Genomic DNA, 25417 nt, shown 5'->3' with positions numbered 1-25417 from the left:
TTATCTAGATTCCCATGCAACCGACCTCCATGCTGCGCAGCGGCGTCTACCCCCTACTGATCGACGGCGCCGAACGGCAGGCCGCCAGCGGCCGCAGCTTTGCCGTCGGCAATCCGTCGAACGGCAGCACGCTCGCCCATGTCGCCGAGGCCGGCGTCGAGGACGTCGATGCCGCGGTGCGCGCCGCCCGGCACGCCTTCGACATGCACTGGCGCAAGACCTCCGCGCGCGAGCGCAGCCGGCTGCTGCGCAAGCTGGCGCAGGCGCTGGACGCCAGGCGCGAACAGCTGGCGTGGCTGGAAACGTGGAACGTCGGCCGGCCGATCACCACGACGCGCGCGTCGCTGCTGACCATGCTCGACGGCATCGACTACGTCGCCGGCGTATCGCAAGGCATCGGCGGGCAGACGCTGAACGTCGCGGATACTTCGGTGATCAACTTCACGCTGCGCGAGCCCTTCGGCGTGGTGGCGCTGATCCTGCCCTGGAACTACCCGCTGACGCTGACCATCAGCAAGCTGATGCCGGTCCTGGCGGCCGGTAACACGGCGGTGATCAAGGCGTCGGAGATCACGCCGCTGTCCACCGTGGAGCTGGGCGCGGCCATCCTCGAGGCCGGCTTTCCGCCGGGGGTGATCAACATCGTGCACGGCCCCGGCGCGACCATCGGACAGGCGCTGGTCGATCATCCGCTGGTCGAGAAGATCTCGTTCACCGGCGGCACGACGACCGGCAAGGCGATCTACCGCAGCGCAGCCGAACGCATCAAGCGCGTGACGCTGGAACTGGGCGGCAAGTCGCCGCTGATCGTGTTCGACGATGCCGACGTCGACGCGGCGGTGGGCGTCGCGCTGCAGGACATCACGCGCAACACCGGGCAGATCTGCATCGCCTGCACGCGGCTGCTGGTCCAGCACGGCATCGCCGACGCCTTCGCCGAGAAGCTGCGCGCTGCCTGCGCGCGCGTGCGCATCGGCCTGCCCGACGATCCCGCCACCGAGATGGGGCCGCTGGTCAGCCGCGCGCAGTACGAGCGCGTCAACGGCTATCTGTCACTCGGCCGCGACGAGGGTGCCTCGCCCGTCGCGATGGCGGACATCGGCGACCGTCCCGAACTGCGCGACGGCTACTTCGTCACGCCCACGCTGTTCGCCACCGCGAACAACGGCATGCGCGTCGCGCAGGAAGAGATCTTCGGGCCGGCGCAGGCGCTGATCCGCTTCAGTGATGAAGAGGACGCGGTGCGCCTTGCCAACGACAGCCGCTTCGGCCTGGCGGGCGTGGTCTATACGCGCGACGCCGGCCGCGCCATGCGCCTGTGCCAGGCGCTGCAGATCGGCAACCTGGCGATCAACAACCCGATCAAGGCGACGGTCGATGCGCCCTTCGGCGGGTACAAGGAATCGGGGCTTGGCAAGGAGCGCGGCATCGACGCGATCCTCGAGAACACGCAGGTCAAGAACGTGCGGTTCTCGATGCGATAACGGCGCCCTGCCGCGCAAACGACGAAAACATCCAGGAGACAGACCATGAAACGCCTCGCCGCCCTGTTGCTAGCGTTCGCCTCGGCCGGTCCGTGGGCGGCGCCGCCCGCAACGCAGACCGACTTTCCGAACCGGCCGATCCGCATGATCGTCGGCTTCGCGGCCGGCGGTGTCACCGATATCACCGCACGGCAGATCGCCACAGAAATGGGCGAGCTGCTGGGCCAGCCGGTGGTGGTCGACAACCGCACCGGTGCCGGCGGCAATATCGCGACGGCGGAACTGAGCCGCGCCAAGCCGGACGGCTACACGCTGATGCTGGCCTCGCCCGGCCAGCTGGTCGTCAATCCGTTGACGCAGAAGTCGCTCGGCTTCGACCCGAACACGAAGTTCTCACTGATCAGCCTGGTCAACGAGAGCCCCTTCGTCTTCCTGGTGCCGGCCACCTCGAAGTTCCGCACCGTCCAGGAGCTGGTCGCCTGGGGCAAGGCCCACCCGCGCGAACTGAGCTTCGGCTCGCCGGGCATCGGCACCACCATGCATATCGCCGGCGAGATGCTGAAGGTGGCCGCCAGCATCGAGGCCGTGCATGTGCCCTATCGCGGCGGCGCGCAGGCGACCAACGACCTGATCGCCGGCCGGGTCGATTTCATGATCGACAGCCTGGGCTCCGTCTCGGAGGCGGTGCAGGCCGGACAGCTGAAGGTGCTGGCCACCGCGGCACCGTCCCGGCTGCCGCAATTTCCCAATCTGCCGGCGCTGGCCGAGACCTATCCGAACCTGGTGGCCTCGTCGTGGCTCGGCGTCGTCGGCCCGCCGGGGCTGCCGCAGGAGCTCGTCGCGGTGCTCGCCAAGGCCGTGGAACGCGGCTCGCGCGCGCCGCGTTACGTCGAGACCATCGAACGGCGCGGCAGCCGGCTCGCCGCCCCCGGCCCGGCCGCCTTCGCCACGCACCTGGACAAGGAGCGGGAACGGGTCGAGCGCACCGTCGTGCGGGCGGGGGATCAAGCTGGATTGATTGGTATGGGATGACGCCGGCCCGGCGCCGGTATCGACTGTGGCCCGGGTTCTGGCGCGGGCTCTGGCGCGGGTTCTCGCGCGCTACGCGCGCCCGGCAGGGACCGGCCCTGCCTCGCATCGCCGCGGTGCTTGCCACAATTCCATGTTTCTACTATATTCGAATCATGGAAACCAATACCGCCCTCGAAGCGCTGTCCGCCCTCGCCCATTCCGTTCGGCTGGCCGTCTTCCGCATGCTCGTCCAGGCCGGCCCCGAGGGCCTGCCGGCGGGGCGGATCGCGGAATTGATGGACATGCCGGCCTCCTCGCTGTCCTTCCACCTGAAGGAGCTGCATCGCGCCGGCCTGCTGCGCAGCCGCCAGGACGGCCGCTCGATCATCTACATGGCCCGCTTCGAGACCATGAACGCATTGCTCGGCTATCTGACGGAGAACTGCTGCGGCGGCAATCCGTGCTCGCCTGTGTCCGGCTGTTCCACCGTATCGGAGTCTTCCCGATGAAACGCTTCCATATCCACGTCAGCGTCGCCGACCTGGCCGACAGCATTCGCTACTATTCCGCGCTGTTCGCCGCCCAGCCTACCGTCGTCAAGGACGACTATGCCAAGTGGGCGCTCGACGATCCGCTGGTGAACTTCGCCATCTCGCGACGCGGCGACGCGCCGGCCGGCGTCGACCACCTCGGCATCCAGGTCGATTCGGAGCAAGAGCTGGCCGAGATGAAAGCACGGCTGGCAAGCGCGAACCTGCCGATGCAGGAGCAGATCGGCACCAGTTGCTGCTATGCGAAGTCGGACAAGTACTGGTCGGTCGATCCGCAGGGGCTCGCCTGGGAATCGTTCCAGACCCTGGGCACCGTGCCGGTGTATGGCCAGTCGCGCGACCGCTCCGCCGAAGCGGGCGCCTGTTGCGCGCCGGCGGCCGAAGCGATCGCCGCGGCGCCGAAGCCCACGGCGAAGCCCACGGCGAAGCCCACGGCGAAGCCGACGACGAAGCCGACGACGAAGGCGGCCCGCTGCGCGCCGGGTTCGTCCTGCTGCTGACCTCGCTCCTTTTTCCCGTGCGCCGGGCTGGATTGCCGCCCGGCTCCTCACTTCCGTTCGAGTCTCCCGATGTCCGACAAGACCTTCAACGTGCTGGTGCTGTGCACCGGCAATTCGGCGCGCAGCGTGATGGCCGAAGCCCTGTTCAACGTGCTAGGCAAGGGCCGTTTCCGCGCCTATAGCGCCGGCAGCCATCCGTCCGGCAAGGTCAATCCGTTCGCCGCCGAACGATGCCAGTCGATCGGCTACGACGTGTCCGCGCTGCGCAGCAAAAGCTGGGACGAGTTCGCGGCGGCGGATGCGCCGAAGATGGACTTCGTCATCACGGTATGCGACCAGGCCGCCGGCGAGGTCTGCCCGATCTGGCCGGGCACGCCGATCACCGCGCATTGGGGCTTTCAAGACCCGGCCGCGTTCGAAGGGACGGACGAGGAGAAACGCAAGCTGTTCGACAAGGTCTTCCGCCAGATCATGGGCCGCGTCGGCCAGTTCGTGAACCTGCCGCTGCACGTGCTGGACCGCAACGCGATCCAGACAGAAATGCGCGCGATCGGCCAACAAGCGGTGGAGCCGAAGGCATGACGGCGGCAGAACGGACCACGGAACGGACGACGGAACCGAGCGCAACACACGCGACGATTTCGCCGGCCGGCGGCATCGGCTTCTTCGAGCGCTATCTGACCATCTGGGTCGCGCTGTGCATCGTGGCCGGGATCCTGCTCGGCCAGTGGTTTCCCGGCGTGTTCCAGGCGATCGGCGCGATGGAGGTCGCGCAGGTCAATCTGCCGGTCGGGCTGCTGATCTGGGTGATGATCATCCCGATGCTGATCAAGATCGACTTCGGCGCAATGGGCCAGGTCGCGGGGCACTGGCGCGGCATCGGCGTGACGCTGTTCGTCAACTGGCTGGTCAAGCCGTTCTCGATGGCGCTGCTGGCGTGGATCTTCGTGCGGCATGTATTCGCGCCGTGGCTGCCGGCCGAGCAGCTCGACAGCTACGTGGCCGGCCTGATCCTGCTGGCGGCGGCGCCCTGCACGGCAATGGTCTTTGTCTGGTCGCAACTGTGCAAGGGCGATCCGTATTTCACGCTGTCGCAGGTGGCCGTCAACGACGCCATCATGGTGGTGGCCTTTGCACCGGTGGTCGGGCTGCTGCTCGGGCTGTCGTCGATCACGGTGCCGTGGGACACGCTGATCGTCTCGGTGGTGCTGTACATCGTGATCCCGGTGGCGATCGCACAGGCCGTCCGCAAGCTGCTGCTGGCGCGCGGCGAGGCGACGTACCGGCGCGTGACCGGCGCGCTGGGCCCGTATTCGATCGCCGCGCTGCTGGCGACGCTGGTGCTGCTGTTCGGCTTCCAGGGCAACGCAATCGTCGAGCAGCCGCTGATCATCCTGCTGCTGGCGGTGCCGATCCTGATCCAGGTCGTGCTGAATTCGGGCCTGGCCTATTTCCTGAACCGCAAGCTGGGCGTGGCGCATTGCGTCGCCGGCCCGTCCGCGCTGATCGGCGCCAGCAACTTCTTCGAGCTGGCCGTCGCCACGGCGATCAGCCTGTTCGGCTTCGAATCCGGCGCGGCGCTGGCCACCGTGGTCGGCGTCCTGATCGAGGTGCCGATCATGCTGCTGGTGGTCGGCGTGGTCAATCGCTCGCAACGCTGGTACGAAGCCTCCTGAAACACGTCATACCCGCCGTCATGTCCGCTGCCATGCCCACTGTTATGTCCACCGTCACGATCTACCACAACCCCGCCTGCGGCACGTCCCGCAACACGCTGGCGATGATTCGCAACGCCGGCATCGAACCGACGGTCATCGAGTACCTGAAGACGCCGCCGACCCGCGGCGAGCTCGAAGGCATGATCCGGCAGGCCGGCTTGCGCGTGCGCGAAGCCCTTCGCGAAAAAGGCACGCCCTATGCCGATCTGGGCCTGGACGACCCGTCGCTGAGCGACGACCAGCTGCTCGACGCGATGATGGCGCATCCGATCCTGATCAATCGGCCGTTCGTCGTCACCGCGCTCGGCGTACGGCTGTGCCGGCCGTCGGAGGTGGTGCTCGACATCCTGCCCTCGCCGCAGCAAGGCCCGTTTGCCAAGGAAGACGGCGAGCTGGTCATCGACGCCGATGGCCGCAGGGTGGTCCGATGAGCGCCGACCTGCCCAACGTCGTGCCGTCGCTGCTCGACGTCCCCGATCTGCACAAGCTGGAACCGGCGAAGACCAGCACCCACCCGCCGCGCATCCTGCTGCTCTACGGCTCGCTGCGGGCGACTTCGTACAGCCGGCTGCTGACGCTGGAGGCGGAACGGATCCTCCAGCGCCTCGGCGCGGAGACGCGTGTGTTCGATCCGCACGAACTGCCGATCGCCGACAGCGTGCCGGCGGACCACCCCAAGGTGGCCGAGCTGCGCAAATTGTCGGAATGGTCCGAGGGACAGGTCTGGTGCAGCCCGGAGCGGCACGGCACGCTCACTGCCGTCTTCAAGAACCAGATCGACTGGCTGCCGCTGGAGAGCGGCGGCATTCGGCCGACGCAGGGCCGCACGCTGGCGGTGATGCAGGTCTGCGGCGGGTCGCAGTCGTTCAACGCCGTGAATGCGCTGCGCGTGCTCGGCCGCTGGATGCGGATGATCACGATCCCGAACCAGTCGTCGGTACCGAAGGCGTATCAGGAATTCGACGCGAATGGCCGCATGAAGCCGTCGTCGTATTACGACCGCGTGGTCGACGTGATGGAGGAACTGGTCAAGTTCACGCTGCTGACGCGCGACCGCTCGGACTACCTGACCGACCGCTACAGCGAGCGCAAGGAGTCCGCCCCGCCGGTGGCGACGACGCTGACCGCCGCGGCGATGCGCCACGAGCAGGACGCCAAGGTCGGCGACACCGACGACGGCGAGGTGGAATAAACGCGGCGTTGCCGGGCGAAGCGGGCGCGATACCGCCCGCTCTCCCTGGCTCCTTCTACGGATCCTGCAACAGGATCGTCCGCTACTGCGCCAGCGCGGCCTGCGGCGTATTGCGGAAGCTGATCGCCATGCGGTTGTACAGGTTCATCACGCCGATCGCGATTGTCAGGTCCACCAGCTCCCGTTCGTCGAAGACCGCCCTGGCCGCCTGGTAGTCGGCGTCCGGCACGCCGGTCTGCGCCACGCGCGTCACGGATTCGGCCCACGCCAGCGCGGCACGCTCGCGCTCGTCGAACAGATCGCCGGCCTCGGCCCAGGCCTGGACCAGTGCGAGCTTTTCGACCTTCACGCCCTTCTTCAGCAGGTCGCGGGTATGCATGTCGAGGCAGTAGGCGCAATTGTTGATCTGCGACACGCGCAGGTAGACCAGATCGACCAGCACCGGCGACAGGTTGGACTGCATCACGTAGCCGTAGGCGCCGCCCAGGGCCTTCATGCCGGCGGGCGCAATCTGGTTGTAGTCGAGACGTTTTCTCATTGCATGGACTCCTTCTTCGCGGAGGAATGGACAGGGGTGGTCAGTTCCTTGTCGTCGGTGTCGACGACGAACACGGCCAGCAGCTTGGCCGGCTTCGTCGTGCTGGCATTGCGGCTGACCGGATGGCGCGAGCCGGGCGACTCGCTGAAGCTCTCGCCGGCACGGTAGACGCGTTTCGGTCCGTCGTTGACCTGCGACTCGATGGCGCCCGAGACGACGTAGCCGTAGATGAACGCGGATTTCGCATGCACGTGCGAGGGCGAAGCGGCGCCAGGCGCGTAGTCGACCACGAGGGCGACCAGCGACTTGCCCGGGATGTTGGGGATCGGTTGATTGAAATTGGGGGTGACCTTTTCCCCGGCTGCGTGGCCGAAGGCCGGCATGGCCCAGGCGATGGCGGCGGCGGCATAAGTTGCGGCGCAGGCAACGCCAATCACGGATCGAATGTTCATGAGGCTCTCCAGATGGGTGTTCCCATTCTGGTCTTGCACTGGTACAAATAAAAGAACCAAGAATCATCGATTTTTTTGTACCAGGCCGGCCGGCGTTAACGTGCCGGTGCCCGTGCCCGATGACCACACCATGACCCAGCCATGACGCAGCCCCTGCACCTCTCCCTGGACCGGACCGCCCGGACGCCGCTGGCCGAACAGATCCGCTGCGGCATCACCACCGCCATCGAAAACGGCGTGCTGGCACCCGGCGCGCGGCTGCCGTCCTGGCAGGACCTTGCCACCCAGCTCGGCGTCGCGCGCGGCACCGTCAAGACGGCCTATGAAAAGCTGGCCGACGCGCAGTTGGTCGTGGCATCGCGCGCCAACGGCACCCGGGTCGCCGAACGTCCCGCGCTGCGCGCCGGCGCCGACGAGCCGCCCGATCCCGGCTCGTTCATGGACAAGTATCTGGAATTCATGGCCGGGCCGGCGATCTTCCAGATGGGCGTGCCCGCGCAGGAAAGCCTGCCCGCCCGGCTGTTCTCGCGGGTGCGCGCCTACGCGGCCCGCGCGGAGCTCGGCGCCGCCTCGCTCTATCCCGACCCGCGCGGCGAGCCGGCGCTGCGGCGAGAAATCGCCGCCTATCTCGCCATCGCACGCGGCATCCAGTGTTCTCCCTCGCAGATCCTGATCACCGGCGGATTCGCCGGCGGGCTTGGGCTGGCGCTTCGGGGGCTCGGCCTCAACGGACGCAGGGTGTGGACCGAGGACCCGGGGTTTCCGTACACGCGTCGCGGGCTGGAGCTGGCGGGGTTGTCGCCGGTGCCGATGCCGGTGGACGGCGACGGCATCGATGTCGGCTACGGCCTGAGGCACGCCCCCGATGCGGCGCTGGTGGTGCTGACGCCCGGGCAACAGGCTCCGCTCGGCGGCACGCTGTCGCTGCCGCGGCGCCTGCAACTGCTCGATTGGGCTGCGGCGCAAGGCGCCTGGGTCATCGAAGACGACTACCTCAGCGAGCTGCGGCTCGAGGGCCGGGCGGCGCCAGCCCCTCGCCTCGCTGGACCGCGCCGGACGCGTGATTCATATCGGCTCGTTCAGCAAGACCATCAGCCCGGCACTGCGCCTGGGCTTCGTAGTCGCGCCGCCGTCGCTGGTGCCCCGGATCGCCGAGATGGCGGCGTGCCTCGCGCCCGCACCGGCGCCGTCGATCCAGCTGGCCACCGCGGAGTTCATGCACGAGGGCCACTACCTGCGGCACCTGCGGCGCACCAAGCGGCTCTATGCGTCGCAGCGCGATGGGCTGCTGGCCTGCCTGCGTCCGCGCGTCGGCGCGGCGGCGGATCCAACCGGGCTGGCCGTGCTGCTGCGGCTGCCGGACGGCACCGACGACGTGTCGATCGTGAAGGAAACGGCGAGCTTCGGCATCGCGCCCTCGCCGCTGTCGGTCTGGTATGCGTCCGCCGCGCGGGCGAAGTCCGGACTGTTGCTCGGCATTGCGACCGCGCCGCCGAAGCGGGTCGCGGCTTCCCTGCGATCGCCTGCTGGAGGTCGTGGAGCGCTTCCGGCCGAGATAGTGCGACGGCGACCCCGGCGACGGCGAATTGGTGACGGGGATTCGGCGACGGCTGCCAAGCTCGATGTCGCGACACGATAGCGGCTAATTAGCCACTTTTGAAATCGCGTTCGCCGACGTATGTATAATTCCGGGCTTTCCGGTGCCGGCGGCGTCCACTCGCGTTGGCTGCGACGCCCGTCATGGCCCTGCCCATTTCCACGCGGCATGGCGCGACGCCCGGCACGCATCGGATGACTCCACGGCAACGTCCGGCGCCCGCAGGCGCCGGCTCGAAAGGTGCTCCCCCTCATGCGTCGTTTTCCCGGAATGGCGTTCAGCCTGCTGCTGATCGTCTTTTGCATCTGTTACCCGCCGCGGCGCCCGCGGCCTTTGGCGCGGACGAAGCGTCCCAGGCCGAGGACAAGCCCGCCGCCCCGTTCTCCGCCGCCGCGGCCAGCGCGGAGTTGAAACGGCTGCAGACCGAGCAGGACCGCATCAAGCAGCAGGCCTCCAAGGACACCACCGGCAACCAGCTGACCGAGCTCGACGACGCCGTGCACCGGCTGCTGGCGGACGTCGACACGCTGACCGGCACGCTGGTGGCCGAGCGCGCCAAGGTGCAGGCACAGATCGATCTGCTGGGCCCGCCGCCGGCCGACGGCAGCGCGTCGGAGGCGCCCGCCGTCGTCCGCCAGCGCGCCGACCTGAACGGGCGCGCCAAGTCGCTCGACGAGCAGTTGAAGAAGGCCGAAGAAGACAAGGAAAGCCTCGGCAATCTGGCCGATCAGATCGGCAAGCTGCAGCGCGGCCATCTGAAGGACCAGGTCGCCCTGCGCTCCAACAGCATCCTGAGCGGCGACTTCTGGATGCCGGCCCTGAACCCGAGCCCGCAGGACCGGCAGCGCTTCGAATCGCTGCGCGCGCTGGTCGCGCCGATGGCCAAACAGGCGTGGGACGCCGAGCACCGGACCGGCACGGTGATGCTGCTGGCGCTGGCCTTCGCCATCTGGTCGCTGGGCCGCCGGCTGATCGAGCGCGGCATGGCCTGGGTTTGCCTGCACCGGCTGCCGGAGCATCGGCTGCGGCGCAGCGCGCTGGCGCTGTCGACCGCGCTGGCCACGGTGCTGACGACGGCGCTGGCGGTGCGCATCGTGCTGTTCGCTTTCACGCGCGACTACGAGCTGTCCGAGCCGATGCGCGACCTGGCCGACGAGCTGATCAAGCTGACGATGACCAGCGCGCTGATCGCCGGCCTGGGCCGGGCCCTGCTGTGCACGCGCCATCCGACCTGGCGCCTGCCGTCGCTGCACGACGACATCGCCCGCGCGCTGCGGCCCTTCCCCCATCGTGCTGGCGGGCCTGCTGTTGCTGGCCGGCACCATCGAGCAGCTGAACCGGACCATCGATACCAGCGTCCAGGTCACGCTGTTCGGACGCGGCCTGGTCTCGCTGGTGGTCACGCTGACGATCGGCGCCGCGCTGCTGCGCGCCAACCGCGTGCGGGCCGCACTGGTCGCCGCCGGGGAGCGGCCCGGCAGCGGCTCGACGCTGACCGGCATCGTGCTGGCCGGCCTGACCGCAACCATCGTGGTGACGCTGGTGGCCCTGCTGACCGGCTATATCACCTTCGCACGCTTCCTGACCTACGAGATCGTCTGGTTCGACATCGTGCTGTGCAGCCTGTATCTGCTGACCAAGCTGACGCGCGATGCCTGCGAGAGCCTGTTCTCGGTCAACTATTCGAGCGGCCGCATCATCAAGCAGCTGTTCGGGCTCGGCGACAGCCATCTCGATCAGGTGTCGACCGTGCTGTCGGGGCTGGGCTCGAGCCTGCTGTTGCTGCTGGCGGTGATCGCGCTGCTGACCGGCGGCTTCGGCACCACGCCCAAGGACCTGCTCGACAGCCTGCTGATGGTGCTGGGCGGCGAGCGGCTGCGGGCGATGAACATCATGCCGGAGCGCATCCTGAACGCGGTGATCGCCACCGGCGTGGGCGTCTATATCCTGCGCTCGGTGCGCCGCTGGCTCGACGCGGACCTGCTGCCCAAGACCGGCATGGAGCCCGGCATGCGCGCGTCGCTGGTGACGCTGTTCAGCAATATCGGCTACGTGCTGCTGGTGCTGATGACGCTGTCGCTGCTGGGCGTGCGCTGGGACAACCTGGCCTGGATCGTCAGCGCGCTGTCGGTCGGCATCGGCTTCGGGCTGCAGGAGATCGTCAAGAACTTCATCTCGGGGCTGATCCTGCTGACCGAGCGGCCGGTCAAGGTCGGCGACATGGTCAATATCGGCGGCGTCGAGGGCGATATCCGGCGCATCAGCGTGCGCGCCACCGAGATCCAGCTGGGCGACCGCTCGACGATGATCGTGCCCAACTCGCAGCTGATCTCGCAGAGCGTGCGCAATGTCACGATGAACAACAGCACGCTGGGCGTGGCCTCGCTGACGCTGACCTTCCCGCTGAACATCGATCCGGAGGAGGTGCGCGACATGCTGCTCGCCGCCTACGCCGACAACCAGGCGATCCTCGAGCATCCCGCCCCGTCGGTGACCTTCAGCCAGCTGGCGCCGAACGGCATCACGCTGACGGTGACCGGCTTCGTCTCCAGCCCGCGCATTGCCGGCGGCACCAAGAGCGATCTGCTGTTCGACATCCTGAAGCGGCTGCGCGCGGCGGAGATTCCGCTGACGCATCCGCAGACACTGCGGCTGGTCAATTCGGAGGTGCTGGCGGCCTGATGGCGCGGCTGCGGCGGCTGGCGCGCGGCAGCGGCTGCTCCTGCGGCTAGGGCTGCAGCTGCGGCTCGGCAGTGGCTGCGACTGACGCTGCGACTGACGCTGAGGCTGAGGCTGAGGCTGAGGCTGAGGCTGAGCCTGTGGCTCGGCTGCGGCCGGGCGCGGCACGGCGGCGCCGTTTTGCCGGCGGGGGGCGGCCGTTATTTCCTGCCAGTTAGCCTTGTGTTGCCTGGCAGGCGCCCATGCCCCGGTGCTGACGCACTAGAATGGCGCGATTCCCGTTCGGAGATCGCGCCGTGGACCATCCCCTCTTTCCGCAATTCCGCAGCATCGACGTCGAGACCGACAGCGAAGTCAGGATCCATGCCGTCGTCGGCGGCGACGGGCCGCCGCTGTTGCTGCTGCATGGCCATCCGCAGACGCATGCGATCTGGCACAAGGTCGCGCCGACGCTGGCGCAGCGCTTCACCGTGGTGGCCTGCGACCTGCGCGGCTACGGCGATTCGTCCAAGCCGGCCGGCACCGGCGACCACGGCAACTACAGCAAGCGCACGATGGCGCGCGACGCCCTGCGCGTGATGCGGTCGCTGGGCTTCGATCGCTTTCGCGTGCTGGCGCACGACCGCGGCGCGCGCGTGGCCCATCGGCTCGGCATGGACCATCCCGACGCGGTCGAGCGCATGGTGCTGCTCGATATCGCGCCGACGCTGGCGATGTACGAGCAGACCACCGAAGCCTTCGCCCGCGCGTACTGGCACTGGTTCTTCCTGATCCAGCCGGCGCCCCTGCCCGAGAGGCTGATCGAGGCCGATCCGTCGCGCTATATCCGCGACCTGATGGGCGGCCGCAGCGCCGGGCTGAGTCCCTTCGATCCCCCGCGCGCTGCGCGAATACGAGCGCTGCGCGGCCCTGCCCGGCGCCGCGCATGGCGTCTGCGAGGACTATCGCGCCGCGGCCGGCATCGATCTCGAGCACGACCGCGCCGACCGCGAGGCCGGCAAGCGGATGACGATGCCGCTGCTGGTGCTGTGGGGCGAACAGGGCGTGGTCCATCGCTGCTTCCAGCCGCTGCAGGAATGGCAACGAGTGGCGGAGGATGTCGACGGCGGACCGTTGCCGTGCGGGCACTACATTGCCGAGGAAGCGCCCGTTGCCCTGCTGGAACGTGCGTTGCCCTTCCTGGAGAAATAGGGTCCGCCGCCAGGCCGACCATCCGCGGCGATGAGCCGCGATGAGCCGCGATAAGCCGCGATAAGCCGCGCTTATGGCCGTAGTCGCAGATTGAATTTCCCGCCGGGGCCCTCCTTCGGTAAAGTCGCTCGCGCATTGAATGGGTCGATGGCATTCGCCGCCGCGACCCGCCTACGTGACAACAACGCGCGAACACCGCGACAAGCAGCGCGACAAGCAGCGCGACAAGTAGCGCGACAACAAGGAGGAGATCTCATGCAAGGCATTCGCCAGGCGCTGGCCTGCGTCGTATCCGCGGTGGCATTGCTCGGCGCGACGCCGGCCAAGGCCGACAACTGGCCCAGCAAGCCGATTCAGATGATCGTGCCGCAGGCACCGGGCGGGACCAACGATATCGTGGCCCGGCTGGTGGCGGCCGACCTGTCGCAACGGCTCGGCCAGCAGGTCGTGGTCGAGAACCGGCCCGGCGCCGGCGGCAATATCGGCACGCAGTTCGCGGCCCGCGCGACGCCGAACGGCTACACGCTGCTGATGACCATCAGCAGCACGCAGGCGATCAACCCGTCGCTGTACCGCCAGGTTCCATTCGATCCGATCAAGGACTTCGAGCCGATCGCGCTGGTCGCGACCGTGCCGAACGTGCTGGTGGTCAATCCCGCCTTCCCGGCGAAGACGCTGCCCGAATTGCTCGCGATGGCGAAGGCCAGGCCCGGCCAGTATCGTTTTGCGTCGGCCGGCAACGGCACGCTGAACCATCTGCTCGGCGAAATGCTGAACAGCATGGCCGGCATCCAGCTGGAACATGTTCCCTACAAGGGCGTGGCGCCGGCCCTCAACGATGTGCTGGGCAACCAGGTACCGATGGCGTTCGCCAGCCTGCCCTCGGTGTTGCCGCACATCAAGGCGGGCAAGGTCCGCGCGCTGGGGGTCAGCTCGGCCAAGCGCTCTCCGTTCGCGCCGGACATCCCGGCCATCGGCGAGACGGTGCCCGGTTATAGCGGCGATCTGTGGGTCGGCCTGTTCGCCGTCAAGGGAACGCCGAAGGAGATCACGCAGAAGCTTGCCCAGACCATGCAGGCCGCGCTGGCCGACCCGGCGCTGCGCGAGAAGCTCGGTGCGCAAGGCGCCGAAGCGCTGTCGGCCACGCCGCAGCAGTTCGCCACGCAGCTCAAGGGCGATATCGACAAGTGGGCGCGCATCGTCAAGGCATCCGGTGCGCAGGTGGATTGAACGCAGGTGGATTGAACGCAGGTGACCTGAAAGGGAAACTGGCCCGTCCGCGTATTGCGCCGGACGGGCCAGTTGTTGGCGCCGGTGGGCGCCTGGGCTCTCTACCGCTTGGTGGGGAGCTTATCGGGCAGCTTATCGGGTAGCTTGCTGTGCAGCCCGGTGGGCAGCTTTACTGGGCAGCCGAGCCGGCGGCGGCCTCTTCGGCCCGGGCCTGCATGAACTCCCGCGCCGCGGCGACGGCCTGCATCGCCTCCTGACTACCGCCCTTGTCGGGATGCGCCTTCAGCGATGCCGCCCGGAAGGCCTTGCCGATTTTCGCCAGATCGGTCTCGCCGGCAGCCAACCCAAGGATTTCGTGCGGCAGACGGTCATAGCTCCATCCGTCGGGCGCGTAAGGGTTGGCGGGAGCGGCGGGCTTCTGCGGCGGCGGCGCGCTGTGCGTGAATTCCGGTCCATGCGGCGGCGGCTCGCTGTACGCGGATTCCGGGCCATGCGGCGGCGGCGCGTTGTGGGCGGGTTCCGGGCGATGACGCTGCTGCCTCACGCGCTCGCTTTGCCGGTCGTCGCGGCGCTGCGGTTCGGGTTCGGCATCACGCGCCGGCCACAGGACCACGATGGCCGCCGACAGCCTGCCGGCATTGTCCACGAGCACAATCGCATTGATCTGGAGCGGTGCGGCTGCCCGCGGCGCGAACGCGTTGGCATTCAGGTTGGCGAACAGCAGGTTCATCAGCAGCACATCGGCGGCATCCTGCGGGGACATCGAGTAGCGCTGGTCGGGGGACTTCGCCTGCGGCAGGGGCGGCTGGATGTCGATGGGCCGCTGGGCGGGGATGAATGAAACAAACGGCATGGCAACTCCTTCAGGACATGGGGGTTGCCATCTTTGCCCGCTGACCGCAAAGCCGCTACCGCTGAAACCAACTGGTTTTCGCTTTTGCATCACGTCACGCGCCGCACGGCCTATCGCGCCCGCATCGCTCTCGGTGCGCTCACGCACATACCGGGACCATCGGCATCGCTGCAAAATCGCCTTTTCCGCATCGACAGGGGCGACGATGAAGCGCGTGATCCGTATTGCGGGTTGGACGATCGCCGGGCTGATAGTCGCCGCGGGCCTGGTCCTGGCGGCCGGCATTCTGCTCGGTGAACGCAAGGCCGAACGGCAGGTGCACGTGCCCGCGGTCCCCGTCGCCTATCGCGATGACGCGCAAGCGCTGGCGCGCGGCAAGTATCTCTACGAGTCGCGCGGCTGCATGGAATGCCACGGCGCCGACGGCCGCGGCCGCGTGATGATCAACGACCCGTCCGGCATGTTCGTGCGCACGCCCAACGTGACCGCCGGCAATCCCGATATCGCCCGCTACCGCGAACGCGACTGGGTCCTGGCGATCCGTCACGGCGTCGCGCCATCGGGCCGGCCGCTGCTGATCATGCCGAGCGAGGACTACAACCAGCTCAGCGACGAAGACCTGTCAGCGCTGGTCGCCTATATGCGCAGCCTGCCGCCGCTGCTCAGCGGGATGACCGAGATCCGCCTGCCGCTGATGGCACGCGTGCTGTACGGCTTCGGCATGATCCAGGATGCCGCCGCCAAGATCGACCACACCCGCCCGCCGTCGCCGCCGCTGCAGCCGGCGCCGACCGCCGCGTATGGCGCCTATGTCGCCAATGCCTGCATCGGCTGCCATGGGGCCGACCTGGCCGGCGGCAAGATTCCCGGCGCGCCGCCGGACTGGCCCCCGGCTGCCGACCTGCGCCCGGGCGCCGTGATGCTGCGCTACCGCACGCCGGAGCGCTTTATCGAGATGATGCGCAGCGGGGTGCGGCCGGACGGCACCGAGGTCAGCAAGGTGATGCCGTTCGAAAGCCTGAACAAGATGAGCGACACCGACCTGACCGCGCTCTATCTCCATCTGAAGGCATTGCCGGTGACGCAGGCCGCGCGCTGAACGGGTTGGCGTTGAACGTGGTTGGCCCTGCGCGAGGCGCGTTGCACGCTTGCGACAACCTTCCGACGGCTTCGCCCGATGAGCGAAAGTTTTACACGTTTGCCTAATTTCACCGCACGCCAACTACGATAGGCGCCGCTCCTTCTCCGATTTCGCGCCGGCGCGTCCGGCGGCAGACACCACGAGCGCGTTGGTTCCCCGCCGATCGCTACGCCGGGCATGGGCATTGCAGCGCAACCCACGCCCATGCGGCATGAAGTACCGCTTGAGTCCCTGCTTGAGTTCCGTTGACCGAGATCGGAGGATCCCCATGTTCATGCACAACAAACGATTGCAGTACACCGTACGCGTATCACGGCCCGATCCCGGTCTGGCCAATCTGTTGCTGGAGCAGTTCGGCGGTCCGCAGGGCGAGTTGGCGGCCGCAATTCGCTATTTCACGCAGGCCCTGGCCGAGGACGATCCGGGCCGCAAGGACATGCTGCTGGATATCGCGACCGAAGAACTGAGCCATCTGGAGGTCATCGGCTCGATCGTCGCGATGCTCAACAAGGGAGCCAAGGGCCAGCTTGCCGAGGGCGTCGAGCAGGAAGCGGAGCTCTATCGCTCGCTGTCCGGCCCCGGCAACGACAGCCACGTGACCCAGCTGCTGTACGGCGGCGGCCCGCCGCTGACCAATTCCGCCGGCGTGCCCTGGACCGCGGCCTATATCGACACGATCGGCGAGCCGACCGCGGACCTGCGCTCCAATATCGCGGCCGAGGCGCGCGCCAAGATCATCTACGAGCGGCTGATCAACGTCACCGACGACCCGGGCGTGCAGGAAGCCCTGGGCTTTCTGATGACCCGCGAGGTGTCGCACCAGAAGTCGTTCGAGAAGGCGCTGTATTCGATCCAGCCCAGCTTCCCGCCGGGCAAGGCGCCGCCGATGCCGGAGTTCGCCAGCGTCTACTACAAGATGTCGCAGGGCGATGCGCTGCGCGGTCCGTGGAATGCCGATTCGACCTTCGAGTTCGTCGAAAATCCGCCGCCGGCGGTGGACGGCGGCAGCGGCATGCCGGAAGTCCAGCTCGAGCCCACCCAGGCCAGCGCGGTGGAAGCGGCAGCGATGCGCACCGAGTCGGACGTCAACAGCGATCCGGTGACGGGCGCGGATTTGGGCAGCGTCGATGAGGCCGAGCTGCCGACCGACACTGGCGCGCCGGGCGCGAGCGGCGGCGCGGCACCGGGGTCGCCCAAGGTGCCGCCGGGCAAGGCTTGAGCGCCGGTTCGCCGGGAGGCTTAACGATGAAGGACGAGGCGGCCGCAATGGCCGCCTCTTTTTATGAAGGCTGCGGCGCGCGCGACTGCGGCGCGTCTTGTCCCGCCGGCTACGGCAACACGGTCGTCGCCAGCAGCGTCACGTTCATGCCGATGATCAGCGTCACCGCGATCACCGCGAGCACCGTGACCCAGGGCTTGTTGACATAGGCCCCCATCACGGAGCGGCGGCTGGTCAGCCAGATCAGCGGCACCACCGCGAACGGCAATTGCAGGCTCAGGATGACCTGACTGAGCACCAGTAACTGGCCGATGCCCGCTTCGCCGTAAGCCAGCGCGACGAACATCGCCGGCACCACCGCGATGCCGCGCGTCAGCAGCCGCCGCGCCCACGCCGGCAGCCGCAGCTTGACGAAGCCCTCCATCACGATCTGCCCGGCGAGCGTCGCCGTCACCGCGGAGCTTTGTCCCGACGCGAGCAGCGCGACGCCGAACAGCACGCTGGCGACCGCGGTGCCGGTCAGCGGCCCGAGCAGCTGGTAGGCGGCGCGCAGATCGTTGACCTCGTGCATGCCGCCGGTATGGAACACCGCGCCGGCGGTCACCAGGATGGCCGCGTTGATGAAGAAGGCGATCACCAGCGCCAGCATGATGTCGACGGTGTAATACGCGAGCGTGGTGCCGATACTCTCGTGTCCGCGCCGGATCCGCTGCGGCCCCACCATCGACGAATGCAGATACAGGTTATGCGGCATCACGGTCGCGCCAACGATGCCGATCGCGATGTACAGCATGTTGTTGTCGGTCAGCACCCGCGTGCTCGGCACGAAGCCGCGCGCGACCTCGCCCCATTGCGGCTGCACAAGTACCAGGTTGATCGCGAAACAGAGAAAGACCACGGCGAGCAGCGCGATGACCACCGCCTCCAGTTGCCGGTAGCCGCGCTGCTGCAGCGCGAGGATCAGCAGCACGTCGAGCACCGTCGCGGCCACGCCCCAGGTCAACGGAATGCCGAACAGCAGGTTCAGCGCGATCGCGGTGCCGATGACCTCGGCCAGGTCGGTGGCGCAGATCGCCAGCTCGCACAGCAGCCATTGCGCCAGCGCCGAGCGCTTGCTCGAATGCTGCCGGCAGGCCTGCGCCAGATCCATGCCGGACACCACGCCGAGCCGCGCCGCCAGCGTCTGCAGCAGCATCGCGATCAGGCTGGACATCAGCACGATCCACAGCAGCGCGTAGCCGTAGCCCGAGCCGGCGGCGAGGTCGGTGGCCCAGTTGCCGGGGTCCATATAGCCGACCGCGACGAGATAGCCGGGCCCGAGGAAGGCCAGCAGACGGCGCCAATGCAGCTTGCCGCCCGGCGGGCGGCGCCAGGTGCCGAGCGGCGCCGCGGCCTGCGCGCCGGCGTCCGGCGGCGGGGTCGTGTCAGGCGGCATGGCGCCTCCCATGCCGGCCGCGCCGGAGCCGCCGTTCAGACATCGGCAATCAGCCGGGTCAGCAGCACCGCCAGGCCGCCGCCGTTGATGGTCAGGCCGAGCAGCAGCCGGACAGGATGGTCGCGCCAATCGCGCCGGATTCGTTCCATGGCTTCGCGTCTCCTCGTTTTCGCGCGCGCTCGGCTCGGCGCGCGGCCGCCATATCAAGCACGAGCCATGCCCGCGCGGTTTGAACACGATAGGTGTCCGAATGGAGCCGGATTGCCGTTCCATCCGGGTCACCGGCACACCTTGTTCGACTGGTGCTTCCCGGGCGCGCCGCCCTGCCTCTGGCACTTTGTTACAACGGCCCCGCTCGCCTTGCCATCGGCACTCATCCGCCGCAGAATCGGCATGCCCGTGCGCCAGCGCACGCCCGCCAGCCGCGGTCCGCGGCGGCTTCGCCGACAACGACCGATGCCAGATCCCATCGCCGCACCGTCCGACACTCCCGCCGCACCGTCCGAAAAATACGCCCCCGCGGCGTCGGAGGCCACCGTCGGCGCGATCTATCGCGCCGAATCGCGCCGCGTGCTGGCCACGCTGATCCGCCTGCTGGGCGACTTCGACCTGGCTGAGGAGGCCCTGCACGACGCCTTCAAAGCCGCCCTCGAGCAATGGCCGCGCGACGGCGTGCCGGCCAACCCCTGCGCATGGCTGATCTCGGCGGGCCGCTTCAAGGCGATCGACGGCATCCGCCGCCATGCGCGCTTCCGCCCGCTCGACGACGTCACCGAACAGGTGGAAGCGATCGTCGACGAGAGCGCGACGCGCGCCTTCGACGAACTCTTCGACGACGCCTGTCTGGAAGACGACCGGCTGCGCCTGATCTTTACCTGCTGCCACCCGGCGCTGGCGCCCGATGCCCAGGTCGCGCTGACGCTGCGCGAGGTCTGCGGCCTGACCACCGAGGATATCGCCCACGCCTTCCTGACCGCGCCGTCGACGCTGGCCCAGCGCATCGTGCGCGCCAAGGCCAAGATCCGCGATGCGCGCATTCCCTATCAGGTACCCGACCGCAAGGACCTGCCGGAGCGGCTCGACAGCGTGCTGCGCGTGGTCTACCTGGTCTTCAACGAGGGCTATTCGGCCAGCTCCGGCGATCAGCTGACCCGCCACGACCTCTCCGGCGAGGCGATCCGGCTGGCGCGGCTGCTGCTCGAGCTGCTGCCCGAGCCCGAGGTCATGGGACTGCTGGCGCTGATGCTGCTGCACGAGTCGCGCCGGGCCGCGCGCACCTCGCCCGACGGCGACCTGGTGCTGCTCGACGAGCAGGACCGCAGCCGCTGGGATCGCGCGCTGATCGCCGAGGGCACCGCGCTGGTCGAGCGGGCGCTGTCGTCGCGCCGCTTCGGGCCGTATTCGCTGCAGGCCGCGATTTCGGCGGTGCACGCCGAAGCGGACAGCGCCGCCTCGACCGACTGGCCGCAGATCGTCGCGCTCTATGACGTGTTGCTGGCGCTGCAACCCTCGCCCGTGGTCGAACTGAACCGCGCGGTGGCCGTGGCGATGCGGGACGGTGCCGAGGCGGGACTGCAGCTGGTCGACGCGATCCTGGCCCGTGGCGATCTGGGCGACTACCACCTGGCCCATGCCGCCCGGGCGGATCTGTGCCGGCGGCTGGGCCGCTACGCCGACGCGCGTGACGCGTATCGGACCGTGCTCGAACTGGTCCGGCAGGGCCCGGAGCGGCGTTTTATCGAACGCCGCCTTGCTGCGCTGCCGCAATAGCGGGGTACGAAGGCCGCGGTGGCGGGCTCGTCTGCCGTCGATCGCCCCTGCCGATCCTTCTATCGATGCCTTTGCCGATCGCCTTTGTCGATTTCGCCCGATCCCGAACGACTATCCAATGACAGGGCCATGGCCCTGCCGGCGTCATGGCCACGTCGCCAGCGCCGTCTATGCTGATTTTCCGTGCCGTCTCGTTGCCGTTTTGTTGCCGCGTCGCTTTCCGACCCGCCAACGCCACCACTACCGAGGAGCCTCAGATGAAATATCTCTGCCTGATCTATTACCAGGAGAAGCAGGTCTACAGCATGCCGCCCGACGAATGGGATTCGCTGGTCGGCGAATGCCTGCGCTTCGGCGACAAGGTGCGCAGCAGCGGCCACTACATCGGCGGCGAGGCGCTGCAGCCGGTCGAGACCGCCAAGACGCTGCGCGTGCGCGACGGCAAGGTGACCGTCACCGACGGGCCGTTCGCCGAGACCAAGGAGCAGCTGGCCGGCTTCTATCTGATGGAGGCGGCTGACCTGAACGAGGCGATCCAGGTCGCCTCGAAGATTCCGCCGGCGCGGCATGGCAGCGTGGAGATCCGGCCGATCCGCGAATTGCCCGGCGCAAGCGGGACGTAAATTTTTTTGCGCGGCATTGTCGATTGGCGCGCTCGCCGAACGACTAGGTAACAGGAAGTCCGAACAGCCACCGAATTCCGAGGAGCGGCGACGATGAAATACCTGTGCCTGATCTATACCGACGAGCGTGTCCTGCAAGCGATGCCCGAGCCGGAATGGCGCAGCCTGGTGGAACAGTGCCTGCGCTTGCGCGCCACGCTCGAGCGCGACGGCATGTACCTGGCCGGCGAAGCGCTGGAAAGCGCGACGACGGCCACCACGCTGCGGGTTCGCGCCGGCAAGGTATCGTTCACCGACGGGCCGTTCGCGGAAACCAAGGAACAGCTGGCGGGCTTCTATCTGATCGAGGCTGAAGGCCTGCACGAGGCGCTGCACGCGGCGGCGGGCATTCCCGCCGCACGGCTGGGCAGCATCGAAGTGCGCCCGGTGATGTCGCTGGCGGTGGGCAGTACGCCGCCCACGCTGTGACGACCGGACTCGGCCACGACCTCGCATTTCCAACCCGCTATCCGCCCTTTCCTTTCAGGAGACTCAAGATGAGCAACGCCCCGCAATCCCAGACCGCCGCCGAAAACGAGATCCGCGCCATGCTGTCGGCCTGGCGAGACGCCGCTGTGGCTCGCGACGTGCCTCGCATCGTGTCGCACTACACGGCGGACATCGTCGCCTTCGATGCCGTGATGCAGCTGCAATTCAAGGGCATCGACGCCTATGGCAAGCACTGGGCTGCCTGCATGGAGATGTGTCCCGGACCGATGGTGTTCGAGATGAACCAGTTGCAACTGTTCGTCGATCAGCAATTTGGCTACGGCCACTATCTGCTGCGCTGCGGGCATGAAGAAAACGGCACCGAAAAGAGCTCGTGGATGCGCGTTACCGTCGGCCTGCGCCATACCAGCGACGGATGGAAGATCGCTCACGAACATTTCTCGGCGCCCTTCGACGTGGAGAGCGGCAAGGCGCTGTTCGAACTGCAGCCCTGAACGGCGTCGCAACGCCTAGACTGATCTACCGACAGGAGATACCGCAATGCGCTTCATGATTCTGGTCCGAGCCACGCAAAAGACCGAGAGCGGCGTGATGCCGGAGGAGGCGCTCATCAGCGAGATGGCCGCCTATCACGAGGAACTGGTCAAGGCCGGCGTACTGGTCGATGCGTCCGGCCTGCAACCGAGCGCCAAGGGCTGGCGCATCCGCTATCAGGGCCAGCAACGGACCGTCACCGACGGACCGTTCGCCGAGACCAAGGAGCTGATCGCCGGTTATACGATCATCCAGGTCAAGTCGCGCGAGGAAGCGCTCGAATGGACCCGGCGCTTTCCGAATCCGCAAACCGACGACAACCACTGCGAGATCGAGGTGCGGCAGCTGTACGACCTCGAGGACTTCCCGCCGAGCGAGGGCATCGAGCGCTTCCGCGAATTGGAACCGATCCAGCAACGACAGCAATCGCAATCGCAATCGCAATAACGACGCGATCACGCGCAAGACAGACGGTCCAATACAGTTCGAACACGTCGAACAGTACGATTACACAGGAGAACCAAGATGGCACAAACGCAAGTCAAGCCGATTCCCGATGGGATGCCCACGCTGACGCCGCATATCGTCTGCGGCAACGCGCTGGAAGCAATCGAGTTCTACAAGCGCGCGTTTGGCGCGGTCGAGGAATTCCGACTCACTACGCCGCAGGGCCAGCTGATGCACGCGATGCTCCGCATCGGCAATTCGCCGGTGATGATGGCCGACGAAATGCCCGAATGGCAGAGCCTGGGCCCGAAGGCATTGAAGGGAACGCCGGTGGTGCTGCATCTGTACGTCGAGGACGTCGACGCCGCGGTGGCGCGCGCGGTCGATGCCGGCGCGAAGGTCACGATGCCGGTGCAGGACATGTTCTGGGGCGACCGCTACGGCCAGCTGGAGGATCCGTACGGGCATCGCTGGTCGGTGGCCACGCACGTGCGCGACGTACCGCCGGAAGAACTGGCCAAGGCCGCGGAGCATGGCTGCGGCGCTTGATCAGGCGGTAGATGGCAGGAAAGCGGCCCGTGTGGCCGCTTTTTTTTATGGTGTTACGTCGGTGCGGAGCGAATTGTCGTCTTCTTTCCCGCCGCCACAAAGCAAAACACCCCAGACCTTGGGAGATCTGGGGTGTCTTGGGGATGGAGAGCCTGGCGATGACCTACTTTCACACGGGTAGTCCGCACTATCATCGGCGCGAAGTCGTTTCACGGTCCTGTTCGGGATGGGAAGGGGTGGTTCCGACTTGCTATGGTCACCAGGCATAAAGGGTTGCCGGACTGGCTGGGCCAATCTGGCGTATTGGGATGTAGCGTCGGGTTGTGCTGTATGGCACGTGTGCGGCAACACCAGCGGATCTAAACGCACTGGTTATAGGATCAAGCCTTACGGGCAATTAGTACTGGTTAGCTTAACGCATTACTGCGCTTCCACACCCAGCCTATCAACGTCCTGGTCTTGAACGACCCTTCAAGGAGCTCGAGGCTCCAGGGAATCCTCATCTTCAGGCGAGTTTCCCGCTTAGATGCTTTCAGCGGTTATCTCTTCCGTACATAGCTACCCTGCGATGCCTCTGGCGAGACAACAGGTACACCAGCGGTACGTCCACTCCGGTCCTCTCGTACTAGGAGCAGCCCCCGTCAAGATTCCAACGCCCACGGCAGATAGGGACCAAACTGTCTCACGACGTTTTAAACCCAGCTCACGTACCTCTTTAAATGGCGAACAGCCATACCCTTGGGACCGGCTACAGCCCCAGGATGAGATGAGCCGACATCGAGGTGCCAAACACCGCCGTCGATATGAACTCTTGGGCGGTATCAGCCTGTTATCCCCAGAGTACCTTTTATCCGTTGAGCGATGGCCCTTCCATTCAGAACCACCGGATCACTATGTCCTGCTTTCGCACCTGCTCGACTTGTCGGTCTCGCAGTTAAGCACGCTTTTGCCATTGCACTTTAGGTACGATGTCCGACCGTACCAAGCGTACCTTCGAACTCCTCCGTTACACTTTGGGAGGAGACCGCCCCAGTCAAACTGCCTACCATGCACTGTCCCCGACCCGGATTCACGGGCCTAGGTTAGAACCTCAAACAAACCAGGGTGGTATTTCAAGGACGGCTCCACGAGAACTGGCGTCCTCGCTTCAAAGCCTCCCACCTATCCTACACAGATCGGTTCAAAGTCCAATGCAAAGCTGCAGTAAAGGTTCATGGGGTCTTTCCGTCTAGCCGCGGGGAGATTGCATCATCACAAACACTTCAACTTCGCTGAGTCTCGGGAGGAGACAGTGTGGCCATCGTTACGCCATTCGTGCAGGTCGGAACTTACCCGACAAGGAATTTCGCTACCTTAGGACCGTTATAGTTACGGCCGCCGTTTACCGGGACTTCAATCAAGAGCTTGCACCCCATCATTTAATCTTCCGGCACCGGGCAGGCGTCACACCCTATACGTCCACTTTCGTGTTTGCAGAGTGCTGTGTTTTTATTAAACAGTCGCAGCCACCATTTTATTGCAACCCCGTCACCCTTCTGGCGCAGGCCAGTCAAGCTACCAGGGCGTACCTTATCCCGAAGTTACGGTACCAATTTGCCGAGTTCCTTCTCCCGAGTTCTCTCAAGCGCCTTAGAATACTCATCTCGCCCACCTGTGTCGGTTTGCGGTACGGTCTCGTATGACTGAAGCTTAGAGGCTTTTCTTGGGACCCCTTCCGATTGCTTCGCAGCACTAGGCCGCTCGCCCCACATCCTTGAATTCCGCGCCCGGATTTGCCAAAGCGCCTTCTCCAATGCAGGGACCGGGACTTCCAACACCCGGACAACCTTCCGCGATCCGTCCCCCCCATCGCATCATACGACGGTGCAGGAATATTAACCTGCTTCCCATCAGCTACGCATCTCTGCCTCGCCTTAGGGGCCGACTCACCCTACGCCGATGAACGTTGCGTAGGAAACCTTGGGCTTACGGCGAGGGGGCCTTTCACCCCCTTTATCGCTACTCATGTCAGCATTCGCACTTCCGATACCTCCAGCATCCTTTACAAGACACCTTCACAGGCTTACGGAACGCTCTCCTACCACGCGTGCGCTCCTTTAAATCCACTAGCATTCACACCACAACGATCATTGTTGGGTGCTTTGTCGATGCTGCGCATCGACAAGCTTGGTGCACTTAAAGGAACGCACGCGTCCGCAGCTTCGGTGACTGGCT

General features: G+C 66.6%; 21 protein-coding genes, 2 rRNA genes and 3 pseudogenes (1 of these 26 cut by a window edge). 20 read left to right on the top strand and 6 right to left on the bottom strand.

All coding sequences use genetic code 11. The features are described 5' to 3' along the window. Nucleotides 1-14 precede the first annotated feature (14 nt). From OJJOAM_RS00990 to arsH, 8 genes are all read left to right on the top strand, one after another. Nucleotides 15-1484 carry an aldehyde dehydrogenase family protein gene (locus OJJOAM_RS00990; protein ID WP_422648596.1) on the top strand — a complete coding sequence of 490 codons (1470 nt, stop codon included), beginning with the start codon at nucleotides 15-17 and terminating at the stop codon, nucleotides 1482-1484. 45 nt (nucleotides 1485-1529) lie between these two features. Then, nucleotides 1530-2516, top strand: a complete 987-nt coding sequence (locus tag OJJOAM_RS00985) for a Bug family tripartite tricarboxylate transporter substrate binding protein (RefSeq protein WP_422648595.1) — start codon at nucleotides 1530-1532, stop codon at nucleotides 2514-2516. Nucleotides 2517-2668: 152 nt separating this feature from the next. Then, complete coding sequence (locus OJJOAM_RS00980; protein WP_422648594.1) at nucleotides 2669-3004, top strand: ArsR/SmtB family transcription factor; 336 nt, start codon at nucleotides 2669-2671, stop codon at nucleotides 3002-3004. Then, nucleotides 3001-3546, top strand: coding sequence for an ArsI/CadI family heavy metal resistance metalloenzyme (locus OJJOAM_RS00975; RefSeq protein WP_422649451.1), 546 nt, complete (start codon nucleotides 3001-3003; stop codon nucleotides 3544-3546). Before OJJOAM_RS00980 ends, OJJOAM_RS00975 begins: the two co-directional genes overlap by 4 nt. Nucleotides 3547-3615: 69 nt before the next feature. Then, nucleotides 3616-4128, top strand: a complete 513-nt coding sequence (locus tag OJJOAM_RS00970; RefSeq protein ID WP_422648593.1) for an arsenate reductase ArsC — start codon at nucleotides 3616-3618, stop codon at nucleotides 4126-4128. Then, complete coding sequence (gene arsB, locus OJJOAM_RS00965; protein ID WP_422648592.1) at nucleotides 4125-5222, top strand: ACR3 family arsenite efflux transporter; 1098 nt, start codon at nucleotides 4125-4127, stop codon at nucleotides 5220-5222. The genes OJJOAM_RS00970 and arsB overlap by 4 nt, the downstream gene beginning before the upstream one ends. Before the next feature lie 44 nt (nucleotides 5223-5266). Next, complete coding sequence (arsC, locus tag OJJOAM_RS00960) at nucleotides 5267-5695, top strand: arsenate reductase (glutaredoxin) (protein ID WP_422649450.1); 429 nt, start codon at nucleotides 5267-5269, stop codon at nucleotides 5693-5695. Further along, nucleotides 5692-6456, top strand: coding sequence for an arsenical resistance protein ArsH (gene arsH / locus OJJOAM_RS00955; protein ID WP_422648591.1), 765 nt, complete (start codon nucleotides 5692-5694; stop codon nucleotides 6454-6456). Before arsC ends, arsH begins: the two co-directional genes overlap by 4 nt. An 82-nt stretch (nucleotides 6457-6538) precedes the next feature. Here arsH and OJJOAM_RS00950 read toward each other — a convergent pair whose 3' ends face one another. Both OJJOAM_RS00950 and OJJOAM_RS00945 read right to left on the bottom strand, forming a co-directional pair. After that, nucleotides 6539-6994, bottom strand: a complete 456-nt coding sequence (locus tag OJJOAM_RS00950; RefSeq protein WP_422648590.1) for a carboxymuconolactone decarboxylase family protein — start codon at nucleotides 6992-6994, stop codon at nucleotides 6539-6541. After that, nucleotides 6991-7446, bottom strand: a complete 456-nt coding sequence (locus OJJOAM_RS00945) for a cupin domain-containing protein (protein WP_422649449.1) — start codon at nucleotides 7444-7446, stop codon at nucleotides 6991-6993. Before OJJOAM_RS00945 ends, OJJOAM_RS00950 begins: the two co-directional genes overlap by 4 nt. 141 nt (nucleotides 7447-7587) lie before the next feature. Here OJJOAM_RS00945 and OJJOAM_RS00940 point away from each other — a divergent pair. The 4 genes and pseudogenes from OJJOAM_RS00940 to OJJOAM_RS00925 all read left to right on the top strand — a co-directional run bounded on the left by OJJOAM_RS00940 (nucleotide 7588) and on the right by OJJOAM_RS00925 (nucleotide 14143). Further along, nucleotides 7588-9005, top strand: a pseudogene (locus OJJOAM_RS00940) (PLP-dependent aminotransferase family protein). 232 nt (nucleotides 9006-9237) lie between these two features. Next, nucleotides 9238-11725: pseudogene (locus OJJOAM_RS00935) on the top strand (DUF3772 domain-containing protein). Between the two features lie 263 nt (nucleotides 11726-11988). Next, a pseudogene (locus OJJOAM_RS00930) lies at nucleotides 11989-12913 on the top strand (alpha/beta fold hydrolase). A gap of 255 nt (nucleotides 12914-13168) precedes the next feature. Continuing rightward, entirely contained in the window at nucleotides 13169-14143 is a 975-nt protein-coding gene (locus OJJOAM_RS00925; RefSeq protein ID WP_422648589.1) for a Bug family tripartite tricarboxylate transporter substrate binding protein, read from the top strand. 169 nt (nucleotides 14144-14312) lie between these two features. On the opposite strand, the gene OJJOAM_RS00920 is transcribed toward OJJOAM_RS00925, so the two are convergent. After that, nucleotides 14313-14996 carry a hypothetical protein gene (locus OJJOAM_RS00920; protein ID WP_422648588.1) on the bottom strand — a complete coding sequence of 228 codons (684 nt, stop codon included), beginning with the start codon at nucleotides 14994-14996 and terminating at the stop codon, nucleotides 14313-14315. Between the two features lie 205 nt (nucleotides 14997-15201). Here OJJOAM_RS00920 and OJJOAM_RS00915 point away from each other — a divergent pair, with 205 nt between their 5' ends. Together OJJOAM_RS00915 and OJJOAM_RS00910 are read left to right on the top strand one after the other, a co-directional pair. Further along, the gene (locus tag OJJOAM_RS00915; protein WP_422648587.1) at nucleotides 15202-16095 is read left to right on the top strand and encodes a c-type cytochrome; all 894 of its coding nucleotides are present in this window, start codon (nucleotides 15202-15204) and stop codon (nucleotides 16093-16095) included. Between the two features lie 310 nt (nucleotides 16096-16405). Beyond that, nucleotides 16406-17356 (top strand): manganese catalase family protein, encoded by a 951-nt coding sequence (locus OJJOAM_RS00910; RefSeq protein ID WP_422648586.1) that lies wholly within the window; start codon nucleotides 16406-16408, stop codon nucleotides 17354-17356. 109 nt (nucleotides 17357-17465) lie between these two features. On the opposite strand, the gene OJJOAM_RS00905 is transcribed toward OJJOAM_RS00910, so the two are convergent. Continuing rightward, nucleotides 17466-18791, bottom strand: a complete 1326-nt coding sequence (locus OJJOAM_RS00905) for an Nramp family divalent metal transporter (protein WP_422648585.1) — start codon at nucleotides 18789-18791, stop codon at nucleotides 17466-17468. Between the two features lie 456 nt (nucleotides 18792-19247). Between OJJOAM_RS00905 and OJJOAM_RS00900 the strand changes: the two genes are divergently transcribed. The 6 genes from OJJOAM_RS00900 to OJJOAM_RS00875 all read left to right on the top strand — a co-directional run bounded on the left by OJJOAM_RS00900 (nucleotide 19248) and on the right by OJJOAM_RS00875 (nucleotide 23203). Further along, nucleotides 19248-20561, top strand: coding sequence for an RNA polymerase sigma factor (locus tag OJJOAM_RS00900; RefSeq protein WP_422648584.1), 1314 nt, complete (start codon nucleotides 19248-19250; stop codon nucleotides 20559-20561). Nucleotides 20562-20818: 257 nt separating this feature from the next. Beyond that, nucleotides 20819-21184 carry a YciI family protein gene (locus OJJOAM_RS00895; RefSeq protein ID WP_149320218.1) on the top strand — a complete coding sequence of 122 codons (366 nt, stop codon included), beginning with the start codon at nucleotides 20819-20821 and terminating at the stop codon, nucleotides 21182-21184. Between the two features lie 93 nt (nucleotides 21185-21277). Beyond that, nucleotides 21278-21652 carry a YciI family protein gene (locus tag OJJOAM_RS00890; RefSeq protein WP_422648583.1) on the top strand — a complete coding sequence of 125 codons (375 nt, stop codon included), beginning with the start codon at nucleotides 21278-21280 and terminating at the stop codon, nucleotides 21650-21652. Beyond that, nucleotides 21649-22167: a YybH family protein gene (locus tag OJJOAM_RS00885; RefSeq protein WP_422648582.1), complete on the top strand. Its 519-nt coding sequence runs from the start codon at nucleotides 21649-21651 to the stop codon at nucleotides 22165-22167. Before OJJOAM_RS00890 ends, OJJOAM_RS00885 begins: the two co-directional genes overlap by 4 nt. A 46-nt stretch (nucleotides 22168-22213) precedes the next feature. Beyond that, complete coding sequence (locus OJJOAM_RS00880; RefSeq protein ID WP_422648581.1) at nucleotides 22214-22654, top strand: YciI family protein; 441 nt, start codon at nucleotides 22214-22216, stop codon at nucleotides 22652-22654. A 78-nt stretch (nucleotides 22655-22732) separates the two neighbouring features. Beyond that, a complete protein-coding gene (locus tag OJJOAM_RS00875) occupies nucleotides 22733-23203 on the top strand; it encodes a VOC family protein (RefSeq protein WP_422648580.1) in 471 nt (156 codons plus the stop codon). A gap of 150 nt (nucleotides 23204-23353) precedes the next feature. On the opposite strand, the gene rrf is transcribed toward OJJOAM_RS00875, so the two are convergent. After that, a 5S ribosomal RNA gene (gene rrf / locus OJJOAM_RS00870) occupies nucleotides 23354-23467 on the bottom strand. A 112-nt stretch (nucleotides 23468-23579) separates the two neighbouring features. Next, a 23S ribosomal RNA gene (locus tag OJJOAM_RS00865) occupies nucleotides 23580-25417 on the bottom strand (it continues 1139 nt past the right edge of the window).

The organism is Cupriavidus sp. H18C1 (assembly GCF_049311595.1).
Classification (GTDB): domain Bacteria; phylum Pseudomonadota; class Gammaproteobacteria; order Burkholderiales; family Burkholderiaceae; genus Cupriavidus; species Cupriavidus cauae.
The sequence above is the reverse complement of the archived record's forward strand: the minus strand, read 5'-3'. Positions and strand labels throughout refer to the sequence as shown.

What these genes read in the sequence shown, in the direction of transcription:
- OJJOAM_RS00990 (WP_422648596.1), top strand. Translation starts at nt 15, where the DNA reads ATGCAACCGACCTCCATGCTGCGCAGCGGCGTCTACCCCCTACTGATC.
- OJJOAM_RS00890 (WP_422648583.1), top strand. Translation starts at nt 21,278, where the DNA reads ATGAAATACCTGTGCCTGATCTATACCGACGAGCGTGTCCTGCAAGCG.
- OJJOAM_RS00905 (WP_422648585.1), bottom strand. Translation starts at nt 18,791, where the DNA reads ATGCCGCCTGACACGACCCCGCCGCCGGACGCCGGCGCGCAGGCCGCG.
- OJJOAM_RS00925 (WP_422648589.1), top strand. Translation starts at nt 13,169, where the DNA reads ATGCAAGGCATTCGCCAGGCGCTGGCCTGCGTCGTATCCGCGGTGGCA.
- OJJOAM_RS00895 (WP_149320218.1), top strand. Translation starts at nt 20,819, where the DNA reads ATGAAATATCTCTGCCTGATCTATTACCAGGAGAAGCAGGTCTACAGC.
- OJJOAM_RS00950 (WP_422648590.1), bottom strand. Translation starts at nt 6,994, where the DNA reads ATGAGAAAACGTCTCGACTACAACCAGATTGCGCCCGCCGGCATGAAG.
- OJJOAM_RS00880 (WP_422648581.1), top strand. Translation starts at nt 22,214, where the DNA reads ATGCGCTTCATGATTCTGGTCCGAGCCACGCAAAAGACCGAGAGCGGC.
- OJJOAM_RS00915 (WP_422648587.1), top strand. Translation starts at nt 15,202, where the DNA reads ATGAAGCGCGTGATCCGTATTGCGGGTTGGACGATCGCCGGGCTGATA.
- OJJOAM_RS00875 (WP_422648580.1), top strand. Translation starts at nt 22,733, where the DNA reads ATGGCACAAACGCAAGTCAAGCCGATTCCCGATGGGATGCCCACGCTG.
- OJJOAM_RS00980 (WP_422648594.1), top strand. Translation starts at nt 2,669, where the DNA reads ATGGAAACCAATACCGCCCTCGAAGCGCTGTCCGCCCTCGCCCATTCC.
- OJJOAM_RS00900 (WP_422648584.1), top strand. Translation starts at nt 19,248, where the DNA reads ATGCCAGATCCCATCGCCGCACCGTCCGACACTCCCGCCGCACCGTCC.
- arsH (WP_422648591.1), top strand. Translation starts at nt 5,692, where the DNA reads ATGAGCGCCGACCTGCCCAACGTCGTGCCGTCGCTGCTCGACGTCCCC.
- OJJOAM_RS00910 (WP_422648586.1), top strand. Translation starts at nt 16,406, where the DNA reads ATGTTCATGCACAACAAACGATTGCAGTACACCGTACGCGTATCACGG.
- arsC (WP_422649450.1), top strand. Translation starts at nt 5,267, where the DNA reads ATGTCCACCGTCACGATCTACCACAACCCCGCCTGCGGCACGTCCCGC.
- OJJOAM_RS00970 (WP_422648593.1), top strand. Translation starts at nt 3,616, where the DNA reads ATGTCCGACAAGACCTTCAACGTGCTGGTGCTGTGCACCGGCAATTCG.
- OJJOAM_RS00975 (WP_422649451.1), top strand. Translation starts at nt 3,001, where the DNA reads ATGAAACGCTTCCATATCCACGTCAGCGTCGCCGACCTGGCCGACAGC.
- OJJOAM_RS00985 (WP_422648595.1), top strand. Translation starts at nt 1,530, where the DNA reads ATGAAACGCCTCGCCGCCCTGTTGCTAGCGTTCGCCTCGGCCGGTCCG.
- arsB (WP_422648592.1), top strand. Translation starts at nt 4,125, where the DNA reads ATGACGGCGGCAGAACGGACCACGGAACGGACGACGGAACCGAGCGCA.
- OJJOAM_RS00945 (WP_422649449.1), bottom strand. Translation starts at nt 7,446, where the DNA reads ATGAACATTCGATCCGTGATTGGCGTTGCCTGCGCCGCAACTTATGCC.
- OJJOAM_RS00920 (WP_422648588.1), bottom strand. Translation starts at nt 14,996, where the DNA reads ATGCCGTTTGTTTCATTCATCCCCGCCCAGCGGCCCATCGACATCCAG.